The 23408-nt window shown below is 68.0% G+C and carries 28 protein-coding genes; 19 read left to right on the forward strand and 9 right to left on the reverse strand.

Going from position 1 to position 23408, the window contains the following annotated elements; all coding sequences use genetic code 11:
* The first annotated feature begins 130 nt into the window (after positions 1-130).
* From K1Y73_RS02145 to K1Y73_RS02165, 5 genes are all read left to right on the forward strand, one after another.
* Positions 131-565, forward strand: a complete 435-nt coding sequence (locus tag K1Y73_RS02145; protein ID WP_225026271.1) for a YqaA family protein — start codon at positions 131-133, stop codon at positions 563-565.
* Between the two features lie 63 nt (positions 566-628).
* Positions 629-1591, forward strand: a complete 963-nt coding sequence (ispH, locus tag K1Y73_RS02150; protein ID WP_225026272.1) for a 4-hydroxy-3-methylbut-2-enyl diphosphate reductase — start codon at positions 629-631, stop codon at positions 1589-1591.
* Positions 1591-2121: a hypothetical protein gene (locus K1Y73_RS02155; RefSeq protein WP_225026273.1), complete on the forward strand. Its 531-nt coding sequence runs from the start codon at positions 1591-1593 to the stop codon at positions 2119-2121. The genes ispH and K1Y73_RS02155 overlap by 1 nt, the downstream gene beginning before the upstream one ends.
* A gap of 2 nt (positions 2122-2123) precedes the next feature.
* Positions 2124-2594 (forward strand): ribonuclease HI, encoded by a 471-nt coding sequence (rnhA, locus tag K1Y73_RS02160; protein ID WP_225026274.1) that lies wholly within the window; start codon positions 2124-2126, stop codon positions 2592-2594.
* Positions 2595-2646: 52 nt separating this feature from the next.
* On the forward strand, positions 2647-3141 hold the full coding sequence (locus K1Y73_RS02165; RefSeq protein ID WP_225026275.1) for a transcriptional regulator: 495 nt from the start codon (positions 2647-2649) through the stop codon (positions 3139-3141).
* Positions 3142-3160: 19 nt separating this feature from the next.
* Here K1Y73_RS02165 and K1Y73_RS02170 read toward each other — a convergent pair whose 3' ends face one another.
* The 4 genes from K1Y73_RS02170 to def (K1Y73_RS02185) all read right to left on the reverse strand — a co-directional run bounded on the left by K1Y73_RS02170 (position 3161) and on the right by def (K1Y73_RS02185) (position 5372).
* Positions 3161-3394 (reverse strand): GlsB/YeaQ/YmgE family stress response membrane protein, encoded by a 234-nt coding sequence (locus K1Y73_RS02170; protein WP_225026276.1) that lies wholly within the window; start codon positions 3392-3394, stop codon positions 3161-3163.
* A gap of 93 nt (positions 3395-3487) precedes the next feature.
* Positions 3488-4387, reverse strand: coding sequence for a methionyl-tRNA formyltransferase (gene fmt, locus K1Y73_RS02175; RefSeq protein ID WP_225026277.1), 900 nt, complete (start codon positions 4385-4387; stop codon positions 3488-3490).
* Positions 4384-4887: a peptide deformylase gene (gene def / locus K1Y73_RS02180; protein ID WP_225026278.1), complete on the reverse strand. Its 504-nt coding sequence runs from the start codon at positions 4885-4887 to the stop codon at positions 4384-4386. The genes fmt and def (K1Y73_RS02180) overlap by 4 nt, the downstream gene beginning before the upstream one ends.
* Positions 4884-5372, reverse strand: coding sequence for a peptide deformylase (gene def / locus K1Y73_RS02185; RefSeq protein WP_225026279.1), 489 nt, complete (start codon positions 5370-5372; stop codon positions 4884-4886). The genes def (K1Y73_RS02180) and def (K1Y73_RS02185) overlap by 4 nt, the downstream gene beginning before the upstream one ends.
* 73 nt (positions 5373-5445) lie before the next feature.
* On the opposite strand from def (K1Y73_RS02185), the gene K1Y73_RS02190 reads away from it, so the two are divergent.
* Entirely contained in the window at positions 5446-5838 is a 393-nt protein-coding gene (locus K1Y73_RS02190; protein ID WP_225026280.1) for a hypothetical protein, read from the forward strand.
* A 73-nt stretch (positions 5839-5911) separates the two neighbouring features.
* Here K1Y73_RS02190 and def (K1Y73_RS02195) read toward each other — a convergent pair whose 3' ends face one another.
* Entirely contained in the window at positions 5912-6427 is a 516-nt protein-coding gene (gene def / locus K1Y73_RS02195; RefSeq protein WP_225026281.1) for a peptide deformylase, read from the reverse strand.
* Positions 6428-6575: 148 nt separating this feature from the next.
* Between def (K1Y73_RS02195) and K1Y73_RS02200 the strand changes: the two genes are divergently transcribed.
* The 4 genes from K1Y73_RS02200 (at position 6576) to rlmH (ending at position 9366) form a co-directional block, all read left to right on the forward strand.
* Positions 6576-7751 (forward strand): MalY/PatB family protein, encoded by a 1176-nt coding sequence (locus tag K1Y73_RS02200; protein WP_225026282.1) that lies wholly within the window; start codon positions 6576-6578, stop codon positions 7749-7751.
* Entirely contained in the window at positions 7752-8306 is a 555-nt protein-coding gene (locus K1Y73_RS02205) for a L,D-transpeptidase family protein (protein WP_225026283.1), read from the forward strand. It begins immediately after the preceding gene.
* Positions 8307-8560: 254 nt separating this feature from the next.
* Positions 8561-8896 carry a ribosome silencing factor gene (gene rsfS, locus K1Y73_RS02210; RefSeq protein WP_404819048.1) on the forward strand — a complete coding sequence of 112 codons (336 nt, stop codon included), beginning with the start codon at positions 8561-8563 and terminating at the stop codon, positions 8894-8896.
* Positions 8896-9366 carry a 23S rRNA (pseudouridine(1915)-N(3))-methyltransferase RlmH gene (gene rlmH, locus K1Y73_RS02215; RefSeq protein WP_225026284.1) on the forward strand — a complete coding sequence of 157 codons (471 nt, stop codon included), beginning with the start codon at positions 8896-8898 and terminating at the stop codon, positions 9364-9366. Before rsfS ends, rlmH begins: the two co-directional genes overlap by 1 nt.
* 188 nt (positions 9367-9554) lie before the next feature.
* Here rlmH and K1Y73_RS02220 read toward each other — a convergent pair whose 3' ends face one another.
* Positions 9555-11474 carry a lytic transglycosylase domain-containing protein gene (locus K1Y73_RS02220; RefSeq protein WP_225026285.1) on the reverse strand — a complete coding sequence of 640 codons (1920 nt, stop codon included), beginning with the start codon at positions 11472-11474 and terminating at the stop codon, positions 9555-9557.
* 159 nt (positions 11475-11633) lie between these two features.
* Here K1Y73_RS02220 and dapA point away from each other — a divergent pair, with 159 nt between their 5' ends.
* The 7 genes from dapA (at position 11634) to K1Y73_RS02255 (ending at position 17488) form a co-directional block, all read left to right on the forward strand.
* Positions 11634-12509, forward strand: coding sequence for a 4-hydroxy-tetrahydrodipicolinate synthase (dapA, locus tag K1Y73_RS02225; protein WP_225026286.1), 876 nt, complete (start codon positions 11634-11636; stop codon positions 12507-12509).
* A 44-nt stretch (positions 12510-12553) separates the two neighbouring features.
* The gene (locus tag K1Y73_RS02230; protein WP_225026287.1) at positions 12554-13375 is read left to right on the forward strand and encodes a DMT family transporter; all 822 of its coding nucleotides are present in this window, start codon (positions 12554-12556) and stop codon (positions 13373-13375) included.
* A 396-nt stretch (positions 13376-13771) separates the two neighbouring features.
* On the forward strand, positions 13772-14344 hold the full coding sequence (locus K1Y73_RS02235) for a Hint domain-containing protein (protein ID WP_225026288.1): 573 nt from the start codon (positions 13772-13774) through the stop codon (positions 14342-14344).
* Between the two features lie 80 nt (positions 14345-14424).
* On the forward strand, positions 14425-14898 hold the full coding sequence (gene smpB, locus K1Y73_RS02240) for an SsrA-binding protein SmpB (protein ID WP_225026289.1): 474 nt from the start codon (positions 14425-14427) through the stop codon (positions 14896-14898).
* A 134-nt stretch (positions 14899-15032) separates the two neighbouring features.
* Positions 15033-15323 (forward strand): hypothetical protein, encoded by a 291-nt coding sequence (locus tag K1Y73_RS02245; RefSeq protein WP_225026290.1) that lies wholly within the window; start codon positions 15033-15035, stop codon positions 15321-15323.
* 118 nt (positions 15324-15441) lie between these two features.
* Positions 15442-16305 (forward strand): 3-mercaptopyruvate sulfurtransferase, encoded by an 864-nt coding sequence (gene sseA, locus K1Y73_RS02250; protein WP_225026379.1) that lies wholly within the window; start codon positions 15442-15444, stop codon positions 16303-16305.
* A 4-nt stretch (positions 16306-16309) separates the two neighbouring features.
* Positions 16310-17488, forward strand: a complete 1179-nt coding sequence (locus K1Y73_RS02255) for an amino acid aminotransferase (protein WP_225026291.1) — start codon at positions 16310-16312, stop codon at positions 17486-17488.
* 48 nt (positions 17489-17536) lie between these two features.
* On the opposite strand, the gene K1Y73_RS02260 is transcribed toward K1Y73_RS02255, so the two are convergent.
* Positions 17537-19747, reverse strand: a complete 2211-nt coding sequence (locus K1Y73_RS02260) for a transglycosylase domain-containing protein (RefSeq protein ID WP_225026292.1) — start codon at positions 19745-19747, stop codon at positions 17537-17539.
* 270 nt (positions 19748-20017) lie between these two features.
* Here K1Y73_RS02260 and K1Y73_RS02265 point away from each other — a divergent pair, with 270 nt between their 5' ends.
* Together K1Y73_RS02265 and K1Y73_RS02270 are read left to right on the forward strand one after the other, a co-directional pair.
* A complete protein-coding gene (locus tag K1Y73_RS02265; protein WP_225026293.1) occupies positions 20018-20356 on the forward strand; it encodes a P-II family nitrogen regulator in 339 nt (112 codons plus the stop codon).
* A gap of 30 nt (positions 20357-20386) precedes the next feature.
* The gene (locus K1Y73_RS02270) at positions 20387-21760 is read left to right on the forward strand and encodes an ammonium transporter (protein ID WP_225026294.1); all 1374 of its coding nucleotides are present in this window, start codon (positions 20387-20389) and stop codon (positions 21758-21760) included.
* 151 nt (positions 21761-21911) lie between these two features.
* Here the strand turns inward: K1Y73_RS02270 and K1Y73_RS02275 are convergent, their stop codons facing one another.
* A complete protein-coding gene (locus tag K1Y73_RS02275) occupies positions 21912-22517 on the reverse strand; it encodes an MlaC/ttg2D family ABC transporter substrate-binding protein (RefSeq protein ID WP_404819049.1) in 606 nt (201 codons plus the stop codon).
* On the reverse strand, positions 22507-23298 hold the full coding sequence (locus tag K1Y73_RS02280; RefSeq protein ID WP_225026295.1) for an MlaA family lipoprotein: 792 nt from the start codon (positions 23296-23298) through the stop codon (positions 22507-22509). The genes K1Y73_RS02275 and K1Y73_RS02280 overlap by 11 nt, the downstream gene beginning before the upstream one ends.
* Positions 23299-23408 lie beyond the last annotated feature (110 nt).

Consider the following 23408-nt stretch of genomic DNA (forward strand, 5'->3'; position numbering starts at 1 on the left):
ATCGGGCCTGCCAGCGGCCCGGCCCCGGCTTACGGATCCGGGCCTCAGCCAGCCCTGCGCCCCAAAGCTTTGCCCCGGGGCCGCCAGCAAGGACCCTCCCGCATGAACCCGCGCCGATGACAGACCCCGCATGACCGGGCTTTTCGGCATGTTCCTGACGGCGCTTGCCGCCGCCTCGCCGCTGCCGCTGCCGTCCGAGCCGGTGTTTCTTGCCATGCTTGCCGCCGGCTGGGCGGCTTTGCCGCTGTGGGGCGCCGCCACGGCGGGCAATGTTCTGGGCGCCTGCATCACCTTCGCCTGCGGCCGCGCCGTCATCCGCTTTCAGGACCGGCGCTGGTTTCCCGCCAGCCGCGCGCAGATGGCCAAGGCCGAGGCCTGGTTCAACCGCTGGGGCCGCTGGTCGCTGCTGGTGACCTTCCTGCCCGGCGGCGATGCGCTGGTGCTGGTGGCCGGCGCCCTGCGCGTGCCGGTGCCGGTGTTTCTGGTCCTGGTCACCCTGGCCAAGGGCGGCCGCTATGCGGCCCTTGCCCTGGCCATGGCGGGGATCTCGGCCGGCGCGGCGTGACCCGGCCTTTACCTTGGCCGGCTTTGCCCCTACCTCTGCCCCCAGGCAACCGGACTGGCGCGCATGACGGACAACCCCGCCCTGACCCTATATCTCGCAGCCCCGCGCGGCTTTTGCGCGGGCGTGGACCGTGCGATCAAGATCGTCGAGATGGCGCTGCAGAAATGGGGCGCCCCGGTCTATGTCCGGCACGAAATCGTGCATAACCGCTTCGTGGTTGAAGGCCTGCGCGCCAAGGGCGCTGTCTTCGTCGAGGAACTGGACGAATGCCCGCCCGACCGGCCGGTGGTGTTTTCCGCCCATGGCGTGCCGAAATCGGTACCGGCCGAGGCGTCGCGGCGCGAGATGATCGCGGTCGATGCAACCTGCCCCCTGGTCACCAAGGTGCATAACGAAGCCGCCCGCCATGCCGAGGCCGGCACGCAGCTGATCTATATCGGCCATGAGGGCCACCCCGAGACCATCGGCACCATGGGCCAACTGCCGCCGGGCGAGGTGCTGCTGGTCGAGACGGTCGAGGATGTGGCCCGCCTGGACGTGCGCGATCCGGGCCGGCTGGCGCTGATCACCCAGACCACGCTTTCCGTCGATGACACGGCTGAAATCGCCGCCGCGCTGAAGGCGCGTTTCCCGGCGATCCAGGTGCCCGCGCATGACGACATCTGCTATGCCACCACCAACCGCCAGGCCGCGGTCAAGGCCATGGCGCCGCAGATCGACGCGCTTCTGGTGATCGGGGCGCCCAATTCCTCGAATTCCAAGCGCCTGGTCGAGGTCGGCCGCGCCGCCGGCTGCAGCTATTCGATGCTGGTCCAGCGCGCCGCCGATATCGACTGGCGCGCGCTTCAGGGCATCCGGGCGGTGGGCGTGACCGCCGGGGCCAGCGCGCCCGAAGTGCTGGTGAACGAGGTGATCGCCGCTTTCCGCGACCGCTATGCGGTCACGGTCGAGCAGGTGGAAACCGCGGTCGAGGCGATCGAGTTCAAGGTGCCGCGCATCCTGCGCGCCCCGGTGGAGAGCGCCTGATGGCCCTGGCCCCGCTTCTGGCGCTGCGCCCGCTTGTGCCGCAGGCCGCCGCGATCCTGCTGTTCTGCCTGGCCCTGGCCGCGCCGCTGCGCGCCCAGGATGTCACGGCTTTCGCGCGCTGGGGCAGCAGTTCCGGCGCGCTTCCGCCGGACCATGCCTGGGATTATACGGTGACCTTCACCACCGATCGCCGCGTGACGGTGGAGTATTGCAAGGGCTATGCGCAGGAGGCGCCCGGCTGCGCCACGGTGTCGCGCCGCCTGTCGCAGGCCGATTATGCGGCACTGCAGGAAAAGCTGGTGCCGCTTCTTGCCGGTCTGGCCGAAGCCCCGCCCCAGCCCGATCCCAACCCGCCGGTTGGCGGCGGGTCCAGCTGGGGCAGCGTGTCCGTCGCGGGCAAGGACATTGCCCTGCCGGGCTTCCCGGTAGATCAGGACTATGTCCGGGTCCGGGCGATCCTGACGCTTCTGGCCGATTACACCCCCAAGGGCGCGATCGACGCTGCCCAGCGCCGCGCGAAGGCGGGCTGAGCATGGCCGATCTTTTCGCCTATACGGATGGCGCCTGCTCGGGCAATCCCGGCCCCGGCGGCTGGGGGGTGCTGCTGCTGGCGCGCGAAGGCGGCGCGGTGATCAAGGAGCGCGAGCTGAAAGGCGGCGAGGCGCAGACCACCAACAACCGGATGGAGCTGATGGCGGCGATCTCGGCGCTGGAAAGCCTGACCCGGCCCTCGGCCCTGACCATCGTCACAGACAGCGCCTATGTGAAGAACGGCGTGACCGAATGGATCCATGGCTGGAAGCGCAATGGCTGGCGCACGGCCGCCAGGGCGCCGGTCAAGAATGCCGAGCTGTGGCAAAGGCTGGATGCGGCACAGGCCACCCATCAGGTCACCTGGCGCTGGATCAAGGGCCATGCCGGCCATGCCGAGAATGAACGCGCCGATGCGCTGGCCCGGGCCGGCATGGCGCCGTTCAAGCCGAAAGCCGCGCCCGCATCCTAACCCCCCGCACGGCAGGGTTGAAGGCGAACGCATGTTCGCCTAGCCTCGGCCCATGCCCCGTACCCGCTCGATCCCCGATACCGAAGTTCTGGCCCTGGCCCGCGGCCTTTACGCCGCAAAGGGCGAGAAGGCGGTCAGCTTCGGCAGTGTCGGGCAGGCCGCCGGACTGGCGCCCTCGACGCTGGCCCAGCGCTATCGCTCGGTCGAGGGCATGCTGGCCGCCGCCGCCATCGCCGGCTGGGATGCGCTGATCGAGGCGAGCGCCCAGGCCGACCAGGCCGCGGCCGACAAGGGGCCGCAGGGCTATCTGAAGCTGATCGACGCCTCGGAGGCGCCGCTTTTGCTGATGCTCGGCAATCGCGACGCGCAGGCGCGGGCGCGCGCAGCCGACTGGCGCGCCGCGGTCGAGGCGGCGCTGATCCGCCGGCTGGGCCAGGGCGACAAGGCGCGCTCGGGCGCGCAGGCGCTGTTTGCCGCCTGGCAGGGGCAGTTGCTGTGGGACGGCAGCGCCTCGGGGCTGAAGGACATCGCCCGCCGCCTGTCTTAGGCCGGCTGTCCTGACGCGCCTATCTGATCCAGGTCTTCCAGGCCCAGATCAGCGCCACCGCCCCCAGAAGCGCGCCGACAAAGCCCGCCGCCGTCGCGAAAGCCACGATCAGCAGCCGCAGCACCAGCCCGCCGATCAGCGCACCGACGATGCCAATCGCAATGGTGGTGGGCAGGTCGGCATCGACCCGCATGATCCGCGTTGCCAGGAACCCGGCCGCGATGCCGATGATGATCAACCAGACAAAGGCCATGCTCGGGCCCCCCTTTCCTGACAAGGAATATGGGGGCTCGACCGCGGCGGCGAAAGGTGGGCCTTCCCCCCGTCGCGCAAAAACGGCCCGGCCTCAGCCCAGCGTTTCTGGCAGGACCAGCCCCTTCAGCACCTCGGCCGCCGGCATCGGCCGCTTGCCCTCGCGCTGCGCCTCGGTCACCTCGACCGCGCCGGTCCCGCAGGCGATGGTGAAGCCCGACAGAACCTGCCCCGGCACCCCGCCGCCTTCGGCCAGGCGCGCGCGCAAGAGCTTGACCCGCTCGGCCCCGATCTGCACCCAGGCGCCGGGGAAGGGCGACAGGCCGCGGATCAGCCGGTCAACCTCGACCGCCGGGCGGGTGAAATCCACCCGCGCCTCGGCCTTGTCGATCTTGGCGGCATAGGTCACGCCGGTCTCAGGCTGCTGCGGCGCGGCCACCAGATCGGGCAGCCGCTCCAGCGCCTGAACGATCAGCCGCGCGCCCAGCGCCGACAGCCGGTCATGCAACCCGGCCGCGGTTTCCTCGGCCCCGATCGCCAGCGCCTCGCGCAACAGCACCGGCCCGGTGTCCAGCCCCGCCTCCATCTGCATGATGCAGACGCCGGTCTCGGCATCGCCCGCCATGATCGCCCGCTGGATCGGCGCCGCCCCGCGCCAGCGCGGCAGAAGCGAGGCATGGATGTTCAGACAGCCCAGACGCGGCGCATCCAGCACCGGCTGCGGCAGGATCAGCCCATAGGCCACCACCACTGCCGCATCGGCGCCCAGGTCCGCGAATTCGGCCTGCGCCTGCGGATCGCGCAGCGTCACCGGATGGCGCACCGGCAGACCCAAGGCCTCGGCCGCGGCCTGCACCGGCGAGGGGCGCAGCGCCTTGCCCCGCCCGGCGGGCCGGGGCGGCTGGGTGTAGACGCACAGGATCTCATGCCGCGCGGCCAGGGCCTGAAGAACGGGCACCGAGAAATCGGGCGTGCCCATGAACACCAGCTTCATCCGCGCCTCCGCAGCTTTTCCGCCTTGGCGATCAGCATCTTGCGTTTCACGCTGGACAGGTGGTCGAAATACATCTTGCCCGCCAGATGGTCGATCTGATGCTGCGCGCTTGTGGCCCAGAGCCCGACGAAATCGCGCTCTTCCACTTGCCCTTCGGCATTCAGGAACCGCACCGTCACCGCGCGCGGCCGGGAAATCACCGCCGAGACGCCGGGCAGGTTGGGGCTGGCCTCTTCATGCTCGCGCAGCTGCACGCTGGCATGCAGCACCTCGGGGTTGGCCATCAGCACCGCCTGCCCCCGCGCCTCGGAACAGTCGACCACCGCCAGCCGCAGCGGCACGCCGATCTGCACCGCGGCCAGGCCGTAACCCGGCATCGCCTCCATCGTATCGACCATGTCGCGCCAGATCGCGCGCACGTCTTCGGTGATCTCGGCCACATCGGCGGCGGGCTGGCGCAGCACCTGCGCGGGCCAGGGAATGCAGATCCGCGCGGTCATGCCAGCACCTCGGCCTCGGCCCGGGCGCGGTCTTCCGGCGCCAGCCGGTCCAGCGTCAGGATGCCGTCCAGATGGTCATATTCATGCTGGGCGCAGATCGCGGCAAAGCCCTGCAGCAGCGCCTCTTGCACCGCACCGTCCAGCCCCTGCCAGCGCAGCCGGATCTCGGCCGCGCGGGTCACCTGCACCGTCGGGCCCGGGATCGACAGGCAGCCCTCGGGGCCGGTCACCACCGCCTCGGACCGCCAGAGGATTTCGGGGTTCGCCATCACCAGGGGCGCCGGTGTGCCCTCTTTCCAGCTGACATCCATCACGAACAGCCGGATCAGCTGCCCCACCTGCGGCGCGGCCAGACCGCGGCCGGGCGCGGCATACATCGTCTCAAGCATGTCTTCGGCCAGAGCCGTCAGGGCCGGCCCCGGCAGGGCGGGCTCGCAAGGGCTGGAAAGCCGGACATCGGGCCAGCGCAGGATCGGCAGGATCATACGGAATACCTCAGCTGTGTGGCGCCGGACTTAGCGCTATCACCGGGTGAAGTCACCCCTGCCCGAGGCTCCGATGCACAAGCCCCTGACCGCCGCCCTTCTGTCGCTGACCCTTGCCGCGCCCGCCCTGGCCGATGGCGGGGTGACCGTCGCCCTGCCCGATCCGGGCAGCGTGGCGCGCGTGGCGGACGAGGCCTTCCTGCATCAGCTGGTGCTGGCCAATGTGGTGGGGATGAATTGCGACGGCTTCCGGCTGACGGATGGCGAATGGGCGCTGATCACCGGCACCGCCGATCTGGTCGCCGCCGCGCTGAAACTGGACACGGCCGCCTATGACAGCGGCTTTTACGGGCCCGCCTTCGACGCGCTGGACCGGCCCGAGACCTGCGCGACCGAAGGCCCGAAGATCGCCCCGCTGATCGAGCGGCTGAAGGCCATGGGCGGCGGCACGACCCCGATCGGCTAAGGCCGGGGCCTATCGGCCAAGGCCGCGTCCGCAGGCGCGAAGGCCGGGGCCGCGGGCGCATGGGCGGCGCGCGTCAGAACCCGCGCGCGCGCTCGCGCTTCAGCTTTTCCATCTTGCGGGTGATCATCTGCCGCTTCAGCGGGCCCAGATAATCGATGAACAGCTTGCCATCGAGATGGTCCATCTCATGCTGCACGCAGGTCGCCCACAGCCCTTCGAAGGTGCGTTCCTGCGGCGCGCCGTCCAGATCGGTCCAGCGCACGGTGACGGCGGCGGGCCGCTTGACCTCGGCATATTGCTCGGGGATCGACAGGCAGCCTTCCTCATAGGTCGACACGTCTTCCGAGGCCCAGACCGTTTCGGGATTGATCAGCACCATCGGCTCGGGCGGGCCGTCCTTGATGCAATCCATCACCAGAACCCGCTTGTTCACGCCCACTTGCGGCGCGGCCAGACCCACGCCCGGCGCGTCATACATGGTTTCCAGCATGTCGGCCGCCAGCCGCTTCACCTCATCGGTGATGTCGGTGACAGGCGCACAGGGCTTTTTCAGGCGCGGGTCGGGATGGATCAGGATGGGACGGATCATGCCCCTGATCTAGGGGAAGCCCCCCGCCCGACGCAAGACCCCGAAGCATGACCCGCCGCGCGCCCCCCCTGATATGACTTTCGCGGGTGACTTCCGCCCGCCGCCCCCGTATCAAATCAGCCGGACCCAACCAGCAGCAGTGCCGATCATGAACTTTGACACGCCGATTTCCCGCCAGGGAACCCATTGTGCGAAATGGGACATGATGCAAAGCCTTTACGGGCTTTCCCCCGAAGAAGGCCTGGCCATGTGGGTGGCCGACATGGAGTTTCGCCCACCCGCCGTGGTGCAGAAGGCGCTGCAGAAGATGCTGGACCATGGCATCTACGGCTATTTCGGCGATGATGCCGCCTATCTGGCCGCGATCCGCTGGTGGATGGAAACCCGGCACGGCTGGTCGCCCGATCCCGCGCATATCTTCACCACCCATGGGCTGGTGAATGGCACGGCGCTGTGCATCGACGCCTTCACCAAGCCGGGCGATGCGGTGGTGCTGATGACCCCGGTCTATCACGCCTTCGCCCGCATCATCCGCGCCGCCGGGCGCGAGGTCACCGAATGCCCGCTGGCGGTGGTGAACGGCCGGCACGAGATGGATTTCGCCGCCTGGGAAACCTGCCTGACCGGGCGCGAGACCATGCTGATCCTCTGCTCGCCGCACAATCCCGGCGGGCGGGTCTGGTCGCGCGACGAATTGCAGGCGGTGGCCGAGTTCTGCAAGCGCCACGATCTGGTGCTGGTCTCGGATGAAATCCATGCCGATCTGGTCTTTCCGGGCGGGCCGCGGCATCTGCCGATGACGCTTGCCGCGCCCGAGGCGCAGGACCGGCTGGTGATGATGACCGCCGCGACCAAGACCTTCAACATCGCCGGCGCCCATACCGGCAATGTCACCATCGCCGATGAGGCGCTGCGCAAGCGCTTTGCCGGGCGGATGAACGCCATGGGCATCTCGCCCAACAGTTTCGGCATGCAGATGGTGACGGCGGCCTATTCGCCCGAGGGGGCGGCCTGGGTCGATGGGCTGATGGCCTATCTCGATGGCAATCGCCGGATCTTCGATGCGGCGGTGAATGCGCTGCCGGGCCTGTCCTCGATGCCGCTGGAAGCCACCTATCTGGCCTGGGTCGATTTCTCGGGCACCGGCATGACGGCCGAGGAAATCCGCGCCCGGGTCGAGGGGCAGGCCAAGATCGCCACCAATTACGGCGAGGCCTTCGGCCAGGGCGGCGCCAGCCATCTGCGCTTCAATCTGGGCGCGCCGCGGGCCCAGGTGGAAGAGGCGGTGGAACGGCTGACCGCGGTCTTTGCCGATCTGCAATAGATGCGGCGAGGCCTTGGCCGGCTTTTCGCGGCGCTGACGCTTCTGGCGGTGATCGCGGCGGCGGCGCTGATCTGGCGCGGCCCGCCCGCCCCGCCGGAGGACCCGCTTTCTGGCCCGATTTCTGGCCCGATCTCTGGACCCGTCGATCTGGTGCTGATCGAGAAATCCGCCCGCCGGATGACGCTGCTCCGCGGCGGGCAAAGCCTGCGGACCTATCGCATCGCCCTGGGCTTTGCCCCCGAAGGCGACAAGGAACGCGAGGGCGATGGCCGCACGCCCGAGGGCCGCTTCACCATCGACCGGCGCAATCCCGGCTCGGCCTATACGCTGTCGCTGGGGATCGACTATCCTCGCCCCGAAGACCGCGCCCGGGCCCGGGCCGGCGGCTATGCGCCGGGCGGCGACATCATGATCCACGGCCAGCCCAATGCGCTCCCCGACGGCCAGGCCCTGCCCGGCGACTGGACGGCCGGCTGCATCGCCCTGACCAATGCCGAGATCCGCGAGATCTGGGCGGTGGTGGATCTGGGAACCCCGGTCGAGATCCGGCCCTGAAACCGCCGGCTCCGCCCCGCCCCCTTGCGCCTGCGGCGTTTCGGCAGTATTGCCCGGCCCCTTCCCGGATTTGTTGAGATCGGCGTCGCTGCGCGCTAGTTTGGGAACAGCCCGGCGCCGGGGCACGTGGACGGCGCGCCATCTGGAGGACCCAAGTCCTGTCCCATTCTGACCCCAAGACGGGGCTTCCGACCGCCCCGCGCGAAGCGCGCCTCGCGCCCGACGATGTCACATCCGAACAGATCCTCGCGGCCGTGCTGGCCTCGGTCGATGACGACAAGGCCGAGGAGATCGTGTCGATCGACCTGCGCGGCCGTTCGGACGTGGCCGATCACATGGTGATCTGCTCGGGCCGGTCGTCCCGCCAGGTCGCGGCGATCGCCGAGAAACTGGCCGACCGGCTGAAACAGGCCTTCGGGATCAATGTGAAGATGGAAGGGCGGGAAACCGGCGACTGGGTGCTGATCGACACCGGCGACGTGATCGTCCATGTCTTCCGCCCGGAAGTGCGCGATTTCTACCAGCTGGAAAAGATGTGGATGCCGGCGGATCAGGCGGCGGCACGGCCGATCTCTGCCAGCAAGGCCTGATGCGGCTGCATCTCTGCGCCGTGGGCCGGCTGCGGGCCGGGCCCGAGCGGGTGCTGATCGACGATTACCTCGACCGTCTGGGCAAGACGGGCCGGGCCCTTGGCTTGGGCCCGGTTGCCGAGCATGAGGTCGAAGACCGCAAGGGCGGCGGCATGCAGGCCGAGGCGCAGCTTCTGGCGCGCGCGGTGCCGGCGGGCGCCGTCCTGTGCATTCTGGACGAACGCGGCCTGCAGCTGACCTCGCCCGATCTCGCCGCCCAGCTGGCGGGCTGGCGCGATGGCGGGCGGCAGGATGCGGCCTTCCTGATCGGTGGCGCCGACGGGCTGGCGCCGGACCTGCGCGCCCGCGCCGATCTGGCGATCAGCTTCGGGCGCATGGTCTGGCCGCATATGCTGGTGCGGGTCATGCTGGCCGAACAGCTGTACCGCGCCGCCACCATCCTTTCCGGATCGCCCTATCACCGGGTCTGAACCGGAGCGCTGCCCCTGCCAATAGAGGGGGCTCTGCCCGTGCGAAAAGAGGGGGGCTCTGCCCCCCGGGCTCCGCCCTCCCCCCGGGATATTTCTGCAGAGAGGAAGGCCAATGCGGCTTTCTTCCTGCCGCCTTCCTCTCTGCAAAAATATCCCCGCCGGAGGCATCCGACGCCGCCACAGGCGCCTCAGCCGCGCAACTCGGGCGTGATCCGCACCGGGCCCGCGGCGCCCTTCAGCTTGGCGCGATAGATCACCACGCCCTCGGTCACCCGCATCACATAGGTGCGGGTTTCCTCGAAAGGCACGGTCTCGATCCAGTCGATCACATCCACCGCCGGATCGCGCGGGTCGCCGAATTCGGTGATCCAGCGCCGCGGCCGGCCGGGGCCGGCATTGTAGCCCGAAGCGACAAGCGCGATCGACGGGCCGAATTCTTCCACCATCTTCGCCAGATAGGCCGAGCCGAGCCGGGCGTTATAGGCCGGATCGGTCATCAGTTTGGCTGACTCGAATTCGATCCCCAGATCCTCGGCCATGTGTTTCGCGGTCGAGGGCAAGACCTGCATCAGCCCGCGCGCATCGGCATGCGACCGCGCCGCCGGGTCGAATTCGCTTTCGCGCCGCGCGATCGCCAAAGCCAGCGCCCGGCTGACCTTCAGCCCCTCGGCCGGCACCAGATCGGGCACGGGGTAATAGGCGAAGGGCAGGATCACCCCGCGCTCGGCGGCGGCCTTGCCGACCAGAACCGCGATATGCGGCTCGTTCATCTGCATCGCCATATCGGCCAGCTGCGCCAGTTCGGCATCCGACAGGCCTTCGCCCAGATGCAGGATGAAGCGCTTGGCCAGCGTCCGGTCGCCGGCCTCGGCCAGAAGCCGCGCCGCCACCAGGACCGAGGCATTGGCGAAACGCGATTGCCGCCAGTCGGCCGGCCGCGTGTCGGACAGAAGCGTCGCGTCCAGATCCAGCCCCAGCCGTTCCGCCGCCAGAAGCCCGTAAAACGCGGTCTGGTGGCGGGCGGCGGCCTTGTAATGCGCCTCGGCCTCGGGCTTGCGGCCGGCCGCCTCTTCGGCGCGGCCCTTCCAGTATTCGCCGCGCGCCATCGAGATCGGGGTCGAGACACCCTCGCGCAGATGGTTGAAATGCCGCAGCGCCCGCGCCGGATCGGCCAGTTTGCGCAGCGCGATGAAGCCCGACAGGAATTCCAGATCGGCATAGGCCGAGCCGCGCGTCAGCCCGTGCTGCGAGGCCAGCGCCAGCGCGTCCTTCGCCCGGCCCTGCCGCATCAGCCAGCGCGCCAGCGTGGCGCGGCGGGGCGCCCAGGCCTCGGGCCGGCCCAGATCCTCGGGCTTCAGCCCAAGGGCCAGTTCGGCCGCGCCGTCGTAATTGTTCTTCTTCATCCTGTAGACGAAGCGTTCATACAACAGCCCCGGATCGCGCTGCAGCCGCTGGGGCACCGCCGCGACCAGCGTATCGACCCCCGCCTCTTCGGCGCGCAAGGCCAGCCGGGCGCGGGCAAGCTTCTGCACATCCGCATCCATCTGCGGCAAAAGCCGCAGCGCCTCGGCCCGGCGGCCGTCCCAGAGCAGGTTTTCCAGCCGCATCGCGTCGGCAGCCTTCACCGCCTCGGGCATCAGCGCGCGCAGCGCCGTCTCTTCCTCGGCGGTGAAGGGCAGGCTGGCCCAGGCCGCCATCGCCTCGGTCTCGGCCCGGGCCGGGCTGCCGGTGGCCAGCGCCGCCCGCACCAGCGCGATCGCGCCCTTGGCAGTGGCCGGCGCCGCGTTGCCGAAATAGCCCAGCACCCGCTGCGGGGTTTCCGACCGCGCCGCGGCCTCTTCTCCCTTCTGCTTCAGAAAGGGCAGGCCCGGCCAGTCGGGGCGGCGCTTCAGGAAATCTTCGTAATCGCCCAGCCGGCCCTCGCCCGTGCGCAGCCATTGCCACAGGATCACGTCCCGCCCCACCCCCGGCGGCGCGGTGGACAGCGCCGCCTCCCATTGCTTGCCCGCGGCCAGTTGCAACGCGGTTTTCATCGCCTGCACCTGATCGGCGCGGGCGGGGGTGGCAAGAAGCAGGACGGTCAGGACAAGGCGCAGGACAAAGGACATGGCCCGGAATCTGGCGCAGCCGCCCGGCGACGACAAGCCACGATCCCGTGGGCAGGCGCAGACGGGCCGCCGCAGGCGCTTGGCAAGGCCTTCGGCCCGCATTATGGAGGCCAGCGGAGGCAGGCGGTGGTCGCCCGCCGCGACAAAAGGATGCGTGTCATGTTCAAGGGGTCAATGCCTGCCCTGGTCACGCCGTTCAAGGACGGCGCTGTGGACATGGAGACGCTGAAAAAACTTGTCGACTGGCAGATCGCCGAAGGCTCGTCGGGCCTGGTGCCGGTGGGCACGACGGGCGAAAGCCCGACGCTGAGCCATGAAGAACATGAGGCCGTGGTCGAGGCGGTGGTCAAGTTCGCCGCCGGCCGGGTGCCGGTGATCGCGGGGGCGGGGTCGAACAACACCGCCGAAGGGATCCGGCTGATCCGCCATGCCGAGAAGGTCGGCGCCCAGGCGGCGCTGGTCGTCACGCCCTATTACAACCGGCCGACCCAGGCCGGGCTGATAGCGCATTTCACCGCGCTGCACGATTGCTGCAGCCTGCCGATCATCATCTACAACATCCCCGGCCGCTCGGTCGTGGACATGCTGCCCGACACGATGGGCCAGCTGGCCAAGCTGCCGCGGATTGTCGGCGTCAAGGATGCGACCGGCAAGATCGAGCGGGTCAGCCAGCAGCGCGCAACCTGCGGCAAGGATTTCATCCAGCTCTCGGGCGAGGATGCGACCGCGCTGGGCTTCAACGCCCAGGGCGGCACGGGCTGCATCTCGGTGACTGCGAATGTCGCGCCGAAACTTTGCGCCGAATTCCAGGCCGCCACGCTGCGCGGCGATTATGCCACCGCGCTGGCCTATCAGGACCGGCTGATGCCGCTGCATGAGGCGATCTTCCTTGAGCCGGGTCTGGCCGGGGCGAAATACGGCCTGTCGCTGCTGGGCCGCTGCACCGAAGAGGTGCGCCTGCCGCTGGTCGGGCTGACCCAGGGCACCAAGGACCGCATCACTGCGGCCATGCGTCATGCGGGGCTGATCAACTGACCGAAGCGCTCGCCCGGGCCGCAAATCTGCGCGGGGCGGGCTTCATGACCGCCTCGATGGCCGGCTTTGCCGTCGAGGATCTGTTCGTGAAATCCGCCTCGGTGCATCTGCCGCCGGGCCAGATCATCCTGACCATGGGCCTTCTGGGCCTGGGCTTCTTCGCGCTTCTGTCGGCGCGGCGGGGCGAGCAGGTCTTTCCCCGCGCCCTTCTGGGCCGCGCCATGCTGCTGCGGTCGGGCTTCGAGATCTCGGGCCGGCTGTTCTATGCGCTGGCGCTGGCGCTGACGCCCCTGTCGACGACTTCGGCCATCCTGCAGGCGACGCCACTGGTGGTGATCGCCGGCGCGGCGCTGCTGTTCGGCGAGCAGGTCGGCTGGCGGCGCTGGGCGGCGGTGCTGGCGGGGCTGGCCGGCGTGATGGTGGTGCTGCGCCCCGGGGTCGAAGGCTTCTCGGTCCTGTCGCTGCTGGCCGTGGCGGGGATGCTGGGCTTTGCCGGGCGCGATCTGGCCACGCGGGCGGCGCCGAAAGTGCTGTCGAACCGGCAACTGGGCACGCTGGGCTTTTCCATGCTGGCCATCGCCGGGGCGTCGATGCTGGCCGTCACCGGCGGGGCGCGGATGCCGGCCCTGCCCGAAGCGGGGCTGGTTCTGGGCGCCACCGTCTTTGGCGTCTTCGGCTATCACATGCTGACCGGCGCCATGCGCACCGGCAGCGTCGCCTCGGTCACGCCCTTCCGCTACACGCGGCTGGTCTTCGCGCTGCTTCTGGCCGCGCTGGTCCTGGGCGAGCGGCCGGATGCGCTGACCATCCTGGGCGGCGCCGTCATCGTTCTGGCCGGGCTTTACGGCCTGTCGCGGCGTGGATAGCGCGCCTGTCGCGCAACAATGGTGCAGCAGCGGCGGTGGCCAGCGATCCGGGCCCCGGCGCGCGCCCGACAACCATGTCGAATCAGCGGCGCCCGGGCGGCGGGATGGCCCAGATTTGTCGCTCAATACGCTGAATTTTATGGATTTATTGGTTACCAAAGGCTGAAGGGCAAAGCGCCTTGGCCCCGGTTCGCCCTGGCGGCCGGCAATCGTTTCGAATTTGCGCGGTCTGACACAATTACGCCCTAATCAGGGCACGAAAATGGTCGAATTGGGGAAGCAATTGGGCAGCAGGCCGGTCAGGATGCCGCAAGTCTTAACAGCGGGACCGGCCACAAGATGGCAACAACCACCCCACAACCTCCCCTTCGGGGGGATCGAGGAAAGATCGCTGTCATGTTCATGCAAGACATCACCCGCTTCGCCTCGGACCCGATCCAGGCCCAGGATGCCAGCCAGGACGCCGCGGCCCCCACCGGCTTTGGCCTGGTGGCCGGCACCCGTGTTGAAACCGAAACCGGCTGGCGCGCGATCGAAACCCTGCACATCGGCGACAGCCTGCACACGCTGGATGGCGGGCTGGCGCGGATCGTGGCGATGAACCGGCGCGAGGTTCTGCCGGGCGAGCCGGTGATCCGCATCGCGGGCGGCACGTTCGATGCCTGCTCGGACCTGCTCTTGATGCCGGGGCAGGATCTGCTGCTGGACACGATGGGCCTGACCGACGCGCCCTATGCCTGCCTTTCGGCCGAAACCCTGGCCGGCCGCCCCGGCGTCAGCCGCGCCGCCACGCCGCGCCGGGTGGAAATCGTCACCCCGATCTTCGCCGAGGAAGAGGCGGTTTGGGCCCAATCCGGCGTGCTGCTGCGCTGCCCGGGCGTGCGGCCCGATGCGGTCTCGGCCTATCCGCGGCTGCAGGCCCGCGCCGCGGGCGTCTTCCTGGATGCGCGCCACCATCGCAGCCTCTGACCCGGCCGGTCGGCGCCGCGCGGCCCGACTGGACAGCCCGACTGGACAGATCGCCGCCGCGCGCCTATCTGGGTCGGATCATGGACAAGAAATCCGACCCCAATTCCAAGCTGATCGCCGAAAACCGGCGCGCCCGCTTCGATTTTCACATCGAAAGCGATCTTGAGGCTGGGATCGTGCTGGAAGGCTCCGAGGTCAAAAGCCTGCGTCAGGGCGGCGCGAACATCGCTGACAGCTACGCTTCGGTCGAGGGCGGAGAGCTGTGGCTGATCAACGGCTACATCGCCCCCTATCGCGAGGCCAAGACCTGGGGCCATGACGAACGCCGCCGCCGCAAGCTTTTGGTATCGAAACGCGAATTGTCCCGGCTGTGGAATGCGACGGCCCGCGAAGGCATGACCGTGGTGCCGCTGCGGCTGTATTTCAACGAACGCGGCATCGTGAAGCTGAAGCTGGGCGTCGCCAAGGGCAAGAAGCTGGCCGACAAGCGCGAAACCAGCGCCAAGCGCGACTGGGACCGGCAAAAGGCGCGGCTGCTGAAACAAGGCGCCTGAAACAGCGCGCCCAGGCTGCCCCTGCGGGATGGGAACGATTCCCCCCGATTCCCCCTGCCTTTATGGCGTCAAACTGTCACACTCTGCCCGCTGAGCCGGCCGGGCTGTCCGGTCGCCAGAATGGGGCATCGAAAATGGAACTGATCCTGCAACTGGTTGCCGGCCTGATCGGCGGCAATGCCGCCGGGGCGGCGTTGAAGAACGGCTCGCTTGGGCCGGTGGTGAACTCGGTCCTCGGGCTGATCGGCGGGCTGGGCGGCGGCCAATTGCTGGCCGCGCTGGGCCTGGGCGGTGCCGGCGATGCCGCCGCTGCGGTCTCCAGCCTGGACATCGGCACCATCGTGCAAAGCCTGCTGGGCGGCGGTGTGGGCGGCGGCGCGCTGGTTGCGATCGCCGGCCTGGTCAAGAAAGCCCTGGCCAAATAAGCCCGGCCGCGCCCCTTTCGGCCCGGGCCGAGGGGGGCGCAAAGCCTTGGCGACGCGGCGCGGGGCGGCTATAGGTCGGCAGACCGCAACCGCCCGAGGCGCCTTCATGACCCAAGCCCTGCAGGACGATCCGCGCACGCTCGTCTCGACCGACTGGCTGGCCCGTCATCTGAACGATCCCGACCTGCGCATCCTGGATGCCAGCTGGTATCTGCCCGATGCCGGCCGCAATGCGCGTGCCGAATACGAGGCGGGCCATATTCCGGGCGCGCGCTTCTTCGACATCGACGAGATCAGCGACCAGCGCAGCGCCCTGCCGCATATGGCGCCGCCGCCCGAGAAGTTCATCAGCCGCATGCGCGCCATGGGCGTGGGCGATGGCCATCAGGTGGTGGTCTATGACGGCGCCGGGCTGTTTTCCGCCGCGCGGGTCTGGTGGCTGTTCCGGCTGATGGGCAAGCAGGATGTGGCGGTGCTGGATGGCGGCCTGCCCAAGTGGAAGGCCGAGGGCCGGGCGCTGGAGGACATGGCCCCGGTGCTGCGCGACCGGCACATCACCGTCTCGCGCCAGAACCATCTGGTGCGCGATGTGACCCAGGTCGCCCATGCCGCCAAGCTGGGCCATGCCCAGGTGCTGGACGCCCGCGCCGCCGCGCGTTTCGCCGGCGAAGCGCCCGAGCCGCGGCCGGGCCTGCGCGCAGGGCATATCCCGGGCGCGCTGAACCTTCCCTTCGGCCAGGTGCTGAATGCCGATGGCACGATGAAGGATGCCGCCGGCCTGAAAGCCGCCTTCGAAGCCGCCGGGGTCGACCTGTCGCAGCCGGTCATCACCTCTTGCGGATCGGGCGTCACCGCCTCGGTTCTGGCGCTGGCGCTGGAGCGGCTGGGCCATCGCGACTGGTCGCTTTATGACGGCTCCTGGGCCGAATGGGGCATGTATGACGATCTGCCGGTGGAAACCGGCCCCGCTCGCAAAGGATAAGGCGATGCTCGAAGCCCTGAACCCGCAGCCGCAGGACAAGATCCTGGCGCTGATCTCGATGTTCCGCGAAGACCCGCGGCCGGTGAAGATCGACCTGGGCGTCGGCGTCTACAAGGATCCGACCGGGCTGACCCCGGTGATGCGCGCCGTGAAGGCCGCCGAGAAGAAGCTGTGGGAGGTCGAGACCACCAAGACCTATACCGGGCTTGCCGGCGAGCCGGCCTATAATGCCGCGATGATCGGGCTGATCCTGGGCCAGGGTTTTGCCGACCGCGCGGCCTCGGTTGCCACGCCGGGCGGGACGGGGGCGATCCGCCAGGCGCTGGAGCTGATCAAGCTGGCGGCGCCAGGCGCGAAGGTGTGGATGAGCAATCCGACCTGGCCGAACCACCCCTCGATCGTGAAATATCTGGGCATGGCTTCGGCCACCTATCGCTATTTCGACGTCGAAAGCTCGACCGTCGATGTCGAGGGGATGCTGGCGGATCTGGCGGGCGTGGCTGCGGGCGATGCGGTGCTGCTGCATGGCTGCTGCCACAACCCGACCGGGGCGAACCTGGCGCCGGCCGATTGGGACCGGGTGATTGCGGTCCTGAAAGATCGCGGCGCGGTGCCGCTGGTCGATCTGGCCTATCAGGGCTTCGGCGATGGGCTGGATGCCGATGCCGATGCCACGCGCAAAGTGGCCGCCGCCTTCCCCGAAGTGCTGATCGCGGCCTCGTGCAGCAAGAATTTCGGCATCTACCGCGAACGCACCGGCATTCTGATCGCGCTGACCAGCCCCGACCGCAAGGCGGTGGTGCAGGGCAATCTGGCCTTCCTGAACCGGCAGAATTACAGCTTCCCCCCCGATCACGGCGCCCGTCTGGTGACGATGATCCTGGAGGATGCCGCGCTGACCGCCGACTGGAAGGCCGAGCTGGAAGAGGTGCGGCAGAACATGCTGGGGCTGCGCAAGCAGCTGGCCGCCGAACTGCGCAAGGCCACGAATTCCGACCGCTTCGACTTCGTGGCCAGCCATCGCGGCATGTTCAGCCGTCTGGGCCTGACCGAGGCGCAGGTCGAAACCCTGCGCAAGGATCATGCGATCTACATGGTCGGCGACAGCCGGATCAACATTGCCGGGCTGAACGCGCAGACCGTGCCGGTCCTGGCCGCCGCGATCGCCAAGGTCATCGGCTGACACAGACCAAAGCGAAAGGGCGCGCCGGCCGGTGCGCCCCTTCCCGGTTCAGTTCCCCTGGCCCAGCACGTCCCTGAGGATCTGCTCGGCCAGATCGTCTTCGGTCATGCCCGGTTTCTGCGGGTTCGAACCGTCGAAATAGGGCACTTCCTCGGGCTGCACGAAATCGTTCGGGTTCACCGTGCCGGCGGGCGGCGCAAAGCCCTCGGGCGTGGGCGAGAAGCGGCTGGCCGGGATCTCTTTCGGCAGCGGCTTCGGTTCGACCCCTTCGTTGATCCGCACCATGACTTCGTGCCAGATCTCGGCCGGCAGACCGCCGCCGGTGACGCCGGTCAGCGGCGTGTTGTCGTCATAGCCGATCCAGACCCCCACCACGTAATCCGCGGTGAAGCCCACGAACCAGGCGTCGCGGGCCGAGTTCGTGGTGCCGGTCTTGCCCGCGGCCTCGCGCCCATCCAGCCGCGCGCGGGTGCCGGTGCCCTTCTCGATCACCTGGGTCATCATGTAGATCAGCGCATGCGAGGCGGTTTCGGTGATCACCCGCTCGCCGATGCCGCCGCCCTGGCCGAACAGCGCGGTATCCTCGCCCTTCAGCTTCAGCGCCACCAACCCGTAAGGCGTGACCGACGAGCCGCCGTTCAGGATGCCCGCATAGGCGCCGGTCATGTCGATCAGCGTCGATTCGCTGGCGCCCAGCGCCAGGGCCGGGCCATCGGCCAGATTGGTCGCGACGCCGAATTCGGTTGCGACCTTCTTCACCAGATCGCGGCCCACCAGTTCCTGGATCTTCACCGCCGGAATGTTGCGGCTTTCGGCCAGGGCCTGGGTCAGGGTGATCACGCCCTTGAACTTGCCGTCGTAATTCTTCGGCGCATAGGTGCCCGAGCCGGGGACATAGATCGACCAGGGGCTGTCATCGACATAATCCAGCGGCGAATAGCCCAGATCCATGGCGACGGCGTAGATGAAGGGCTTGAAGGCCGATCCGGTCTGCCGCAGCGCCTGGGTGGCGCGGTTGAAATCGCCCGCCATCGGCTTGTCGCGCCCGCCGACCATGGCCCGCACCGCGCCATCCGCGCTCATCACCACCACGGCGGCCTGGGCCTTGGACCCGGCCTTGACCTTGTTCTCGAACACCCAGGCCAGCGCCTCTTCGGCCTTGGCCTGCAGCTTCTGGTCCAGCGTCGTCTCGATCGTCACGTCTTCGGTCGTGTCGCGCGCCAGATAATCGGGCGTCGTCTCCATCACCCAATCGGCGAAGAAGCCGCCGGTGTTCTGCTTGGCCGCGTGGCTCAGCTCGGCCGGATGGTCCAGCGCATCCTGCGCCTCGGCATCGGTCAGATAGCCCTGGTCATGCATCAGCCCGATCACCACCGCCGCCCGGTCGCGCGCCCGCTTCATGCTTGAGGTCGGCGCATAGGTCGACGGCGCCTTCAACAGCCCCGCCAGCATCGCCGCCTCGGCCGGGGTCACATCCGCCGCCGATTTGCCGAAATAGCGCTGCGACGCCGCTTCAAAGCCGCGCGCGCCGGCGCCCAGATAGGCGCGGTTGAAGTAGATCGTCAGAATGTCCTTCTTGGAGTATTTCACCTCCATCGCCATGGCATAGGGCACTTCCTTGATCTTGCGCCACATGCCGCCGGACCGGCAGTCGGACTCGTAGGCGGCCTCGGTCTTCCATTGCGCGGAATCATAGGCGACGCCCAGGCACAGAAGCTTTGCCACCTGCTGGGTGATGGTCGAGCCGCCATTGCCCTCGAACGGGCGGCGGCCTTCCGCCAGGTTGATGCGGATGGCCGAGATGATGCCGCGCGGGCTGACGCCCAGATGCCAGAAGAAGCGCTTGTCTTCGGTGGCCACCACCGCGTTGACCAGATGGGGCGACACGCTGTCGGCCGTCAGGTTGCTGCCGAAGGTCTCGCCGCGCCAGGCGAAGACCTGGCCGTCGCGATCAAGCAGCGTGACCGAGCCGCGGGCCCGGCCATCCAGCAGATCGTCCAGGGGCGGCAGCTTGGCATAGAAGAAGAAGACCGCGCCGGCCAGAACCAGCGCGCCCACCGCGGTGACGCGCCACAGCACGCCCCAGATCATCCGCCACAGAAACAGGAAACCCCGCATCAGGAACCCATGCTGGCGCCGCGGCGGCCGCCGGGGGGCCGGCGGCTTTTTCGGAGCCGATTTCTTTTGTGTTGCAGCAGCTTGGCCTGAATAACGCCTATCCGCCACCAGGCGCCCGCCGCCGCCTTTTCCTGTCGCCATCGCCTGTATGCCCGCCGGTTTCGTGCGTGTTCTTCTCGCGCCGGAATCTATCCTGCTTTGGGTCCGATGCGAAGACCATGCTCTGGCGATTCGCGTGTCAACTTTGCCCAAATTTTGGGCCGACGACACTGTATGCACAGTTTTTGTGCAGTATTGGCCGGCAACACCGCCTTCAGCCCTGCCCTATTCTTGTGCTGCACGCCGATTGCACGCCCTTGTGTTCAGCAAGGGCCCGCTTCCCGGGCCCGCACAAAATCAGAGGGGAAGGACGTGAAACTCATCATTGCAGCAATCAAGCCGTTCAAGCTCGACGAGGTCCGCGAAGCGCTGACCGCGATCGGCGTGCGCGGCATGATGGTGACCGAGATCAAGGGCTTCGGCAGCCAATCCGGCCATACCGAAATCTATCGCGGCGCCGAATATGCCGTGAATTTCGTGCCGAAGGTCCGGCTTGAAATCGTCGTCGCCGACGCGCTGTCCGACCAGGTGGTCGAGACCATCCGCTCGACCGCCAAGACCGACAAGATCGGCGACGGAAAGATTTTCGTCCTCGACGTGGAACATGCCGTGCGCGTGCGCACCGGCGAAACCGATGACGAAGCGCTGTAAGCGCCCTGGGGTAGAGGGGACAGAGACAAGATGAATTACCGCAACACATTTGCCGGCCTGGGCGCGCTTTCGGCCGCGCTGATGGCCAGCCTGCCCGCCTGGGCGCAGGAGGCGACCGAAGCCGCCACCGAGACCGTCACCGAAGCCGCTGCCGCGGTGGTGCCGGTCATCGACAAGGGCGACGTGGCCTGGATGATGACCTCGACCGTGCTGGTGCTGTTCATGACCGTGCCGGGCCTGGCGCTGTTCTATGGCGGCCTGGTGCGCACCAAGAACATGCTGTCGGTCCTGATGCAGACGACGCTGATCGCCGCCGTGGTGATGGTGATCTGGATCGTCTACGGCTATTCCTTCGCCTTCGGCGGCGGCACCTCGCCCTATTGGGGCGGTCTGGCCAAGATGTTCCTGGCCGGCGTGACGGTCGACAGCACCGCCGCGACCTTCTCGGAAGGCTACGTCCTGCCGGAATACCTGTTCATCGCCTTCCAGATGACCTTCGCTGCCATCACGCCGGCGCTGATCATCGGCGGCTTTGCCGAGCGGATCAAATTCTCGGCGGCGATCCTGTTCTCGGTCCTGTGGGTGACCTTCTCGTATTTCCCGGTCGCCCATATGGTCTGGGATGCCGCGGGCCTGATCTACAACTGGTCGGCGATCGACTTTGCCGGCGGCACCGTGGTGCATATCAACGCCGGTGTCGCGGCGCTGGTCGCCTCGATCATGATCGGCAAGCGTGTCGGCTACGGCAAGGACAACATGGCGCCGCATTCGATGACGCTGACCATGGTCGGGGCCTCGATGCTGTGGGTCGGCTGGTTCGGCTTCAACGTCGGCTCGAACCTGGAAGCCACGGCGGGCGCCACGCTGGCGATGATCAACACCTTCCTGGCCACGGCCGGCGCGATCATCGGCTGGTGCCTGATCGAAGTGCTGACCCGCGGCAAGGCCTCGATGCTGGGCGCGGCTTCGGGCATGGTGGCCGGCCTTGTGGCCATCACCCCGGCCTGCGGCACCACCGGTCCGGTCGGCGCCATCGTCCTGGGCTTCATCGCCGCCATCGCCTGCTACTTCTTCGTGACCACGGTGAAGCACAAGCTGGGCTATGACGACAGCCTTGACGTCTTCGGCGTGCATGGCATCGGCGGGATCATCGGCGCCATCGGCACCGGCATCCTCTGCGCCCCCTCGCTGGGCGGCACGGGCTTCATCGTCGAGGCCGGCACGATGGGCGCCCAGGTCGCTGCCCAGTTCAAGGGTGTGGTCGTGACCATCCTGTGGTCGGGCGTCGTCTCGGTGATCGCCCTGTTCATCGTCAAGGCCCTGACCGGGTTGCGCGTCAAGGAAGATGCCGAACGCGAAGGCCTGGACCTGACCTCGCATGGCGAGCGCGCCTACAACTACTGATCGCAAGCTTCGCCGGGACGGTCCTCCCCCGTCCCGGCACCTCGGCGCCGGCACAGCGGTTCTCCTCCCCCGCCCGCCGGTTGCACAGAAGAACGGCCCGTGTCGCAGGACACGGGCCGTTTCTTTTGCCTTGCGCAGGGAAAGCGCCGGGTCAGACCCTTTTCAGATCCTCGATCAGCGCATCCACATCGCCGCGGCGCTTGTCCAGCATGGCGCCGATCTCGGTGCGTTCCGAGGCCAGCATGTTCACGCCTTCGATGATGATGTTGAAGAACAGGCTCTTGCCCGCCTTGTCGCTGACATGCCAGCGCACCTCGAACGGGCTTTCGCCCTTCAGATAGGCGGTCGAGATCACCTCGGAATAGCTTTTCAGCGGCCGCGCATCGTTGACCTCGATCTTGCCGCCAATGAATTCGCGGAAGCGCCGGCCGTATTTGCGGCTGATATAGCCCTGGAAGGCCTTGGTGAAGGCGGTCATCTGCGCCGGGCTTGCCGAACGCGCGGCCACGCCCAGGGCGGACCGGGCAATGGTCGGCACATCGGCATAGCGCACGAAGACCTGCTCGAAGGCGGGGTACATCTGCTTTTCGGACTTGCCCGAGCTGATCACCGCATTCACCTCGGCGACCACCTTGTCGATCAGGGCACGGGCCTGATCGGTGTTCAGGGCGGCGGCGGGCAGGGCGCCGAACGCGGCCGCGGCGGCGAAGCCTGCGCCGACAAAGGCCCGACGGGAGAGCATGGGATTACTGGCCATAGGGATCCTCGTAGGGGTCGATGAAACCGTCGCCACCGCCGGCCGCGCCGCCTTCAGATCCAGGCTCGGCCTGGCCCAGTTCGAAGCGGCGATTCTGCAGATAAAGAAGGCGCGCCTGCGCGTAGCTGTCAGCGCTTTCATATAGAATCGAATCCACCGTATTTGAATAACGGTAGCGATCATTAAGCCGTGAAAGCGCCTTCACCACGGTCATCGCCGTGGCATCGTCATCCTTGAACACCGAATTCAGCGGGTCGAAGGCGATATCGACCACCGTGCCCACCGCATCGCGCGCGGTCGAGGGGCCGAAGACCGGCAATTCGACATAGGGCCCTTCGCCCACGCCCCAGACATGCAGCGTCTCGCCGAAATCGGTCTTGGCATCGGGGATGCCCGCATCGTCGGCCACGTCGAACAGCCCGCCAATGCCGAAGACCACATTCACCGCAAAGCGCGCGGCCGTGCTTCCGGCATCCTGAATATTGCCTTGCAACAGATGGTTGGCGAAAATCCCGGGCTGCGACAGCGTATCGGCGACGTTCGACACGCTTTGCCGCACCGGCTCGGGCACGACCGTGCCATAGACCTTGGAGACCGGCCGCACCGCGACCGTATCCAGCCCCTTGTTCAGCCCATGCACGGCCCGGTTCGCAGGTTCCAGCGGATCATAGATCCCTTGCGAGCTGGTGCCCCCCGCGCAGGCCGCCAGCACCAGCGGCAGCGCCAGAAGCGCCGCATGTCCAGAACCGGGTTTGCACCGTACCGACCTTGCCGCGCCCATCCGCATCATCCTGCCTTGCCCGTCCCGCCTGGGTCCCATGCCGCGCCCTGCGCTGCAGCTGCAGCAACGCCCGGCAGCAAGCCTTACGGCTTGCCTTATCGTCTGACAAC

The organism is Xinfangfangia pollutisoli (assembly GCF_020179405.1).
Classification (GTDB): domain Bacteria; phylum Pseudomonadota; class Alphaproteobacteria; order Rhodobacterales; family Rhodobacteraceae; genus Pseudogemmobacter; species Pseudogemmobacter pollutisoli.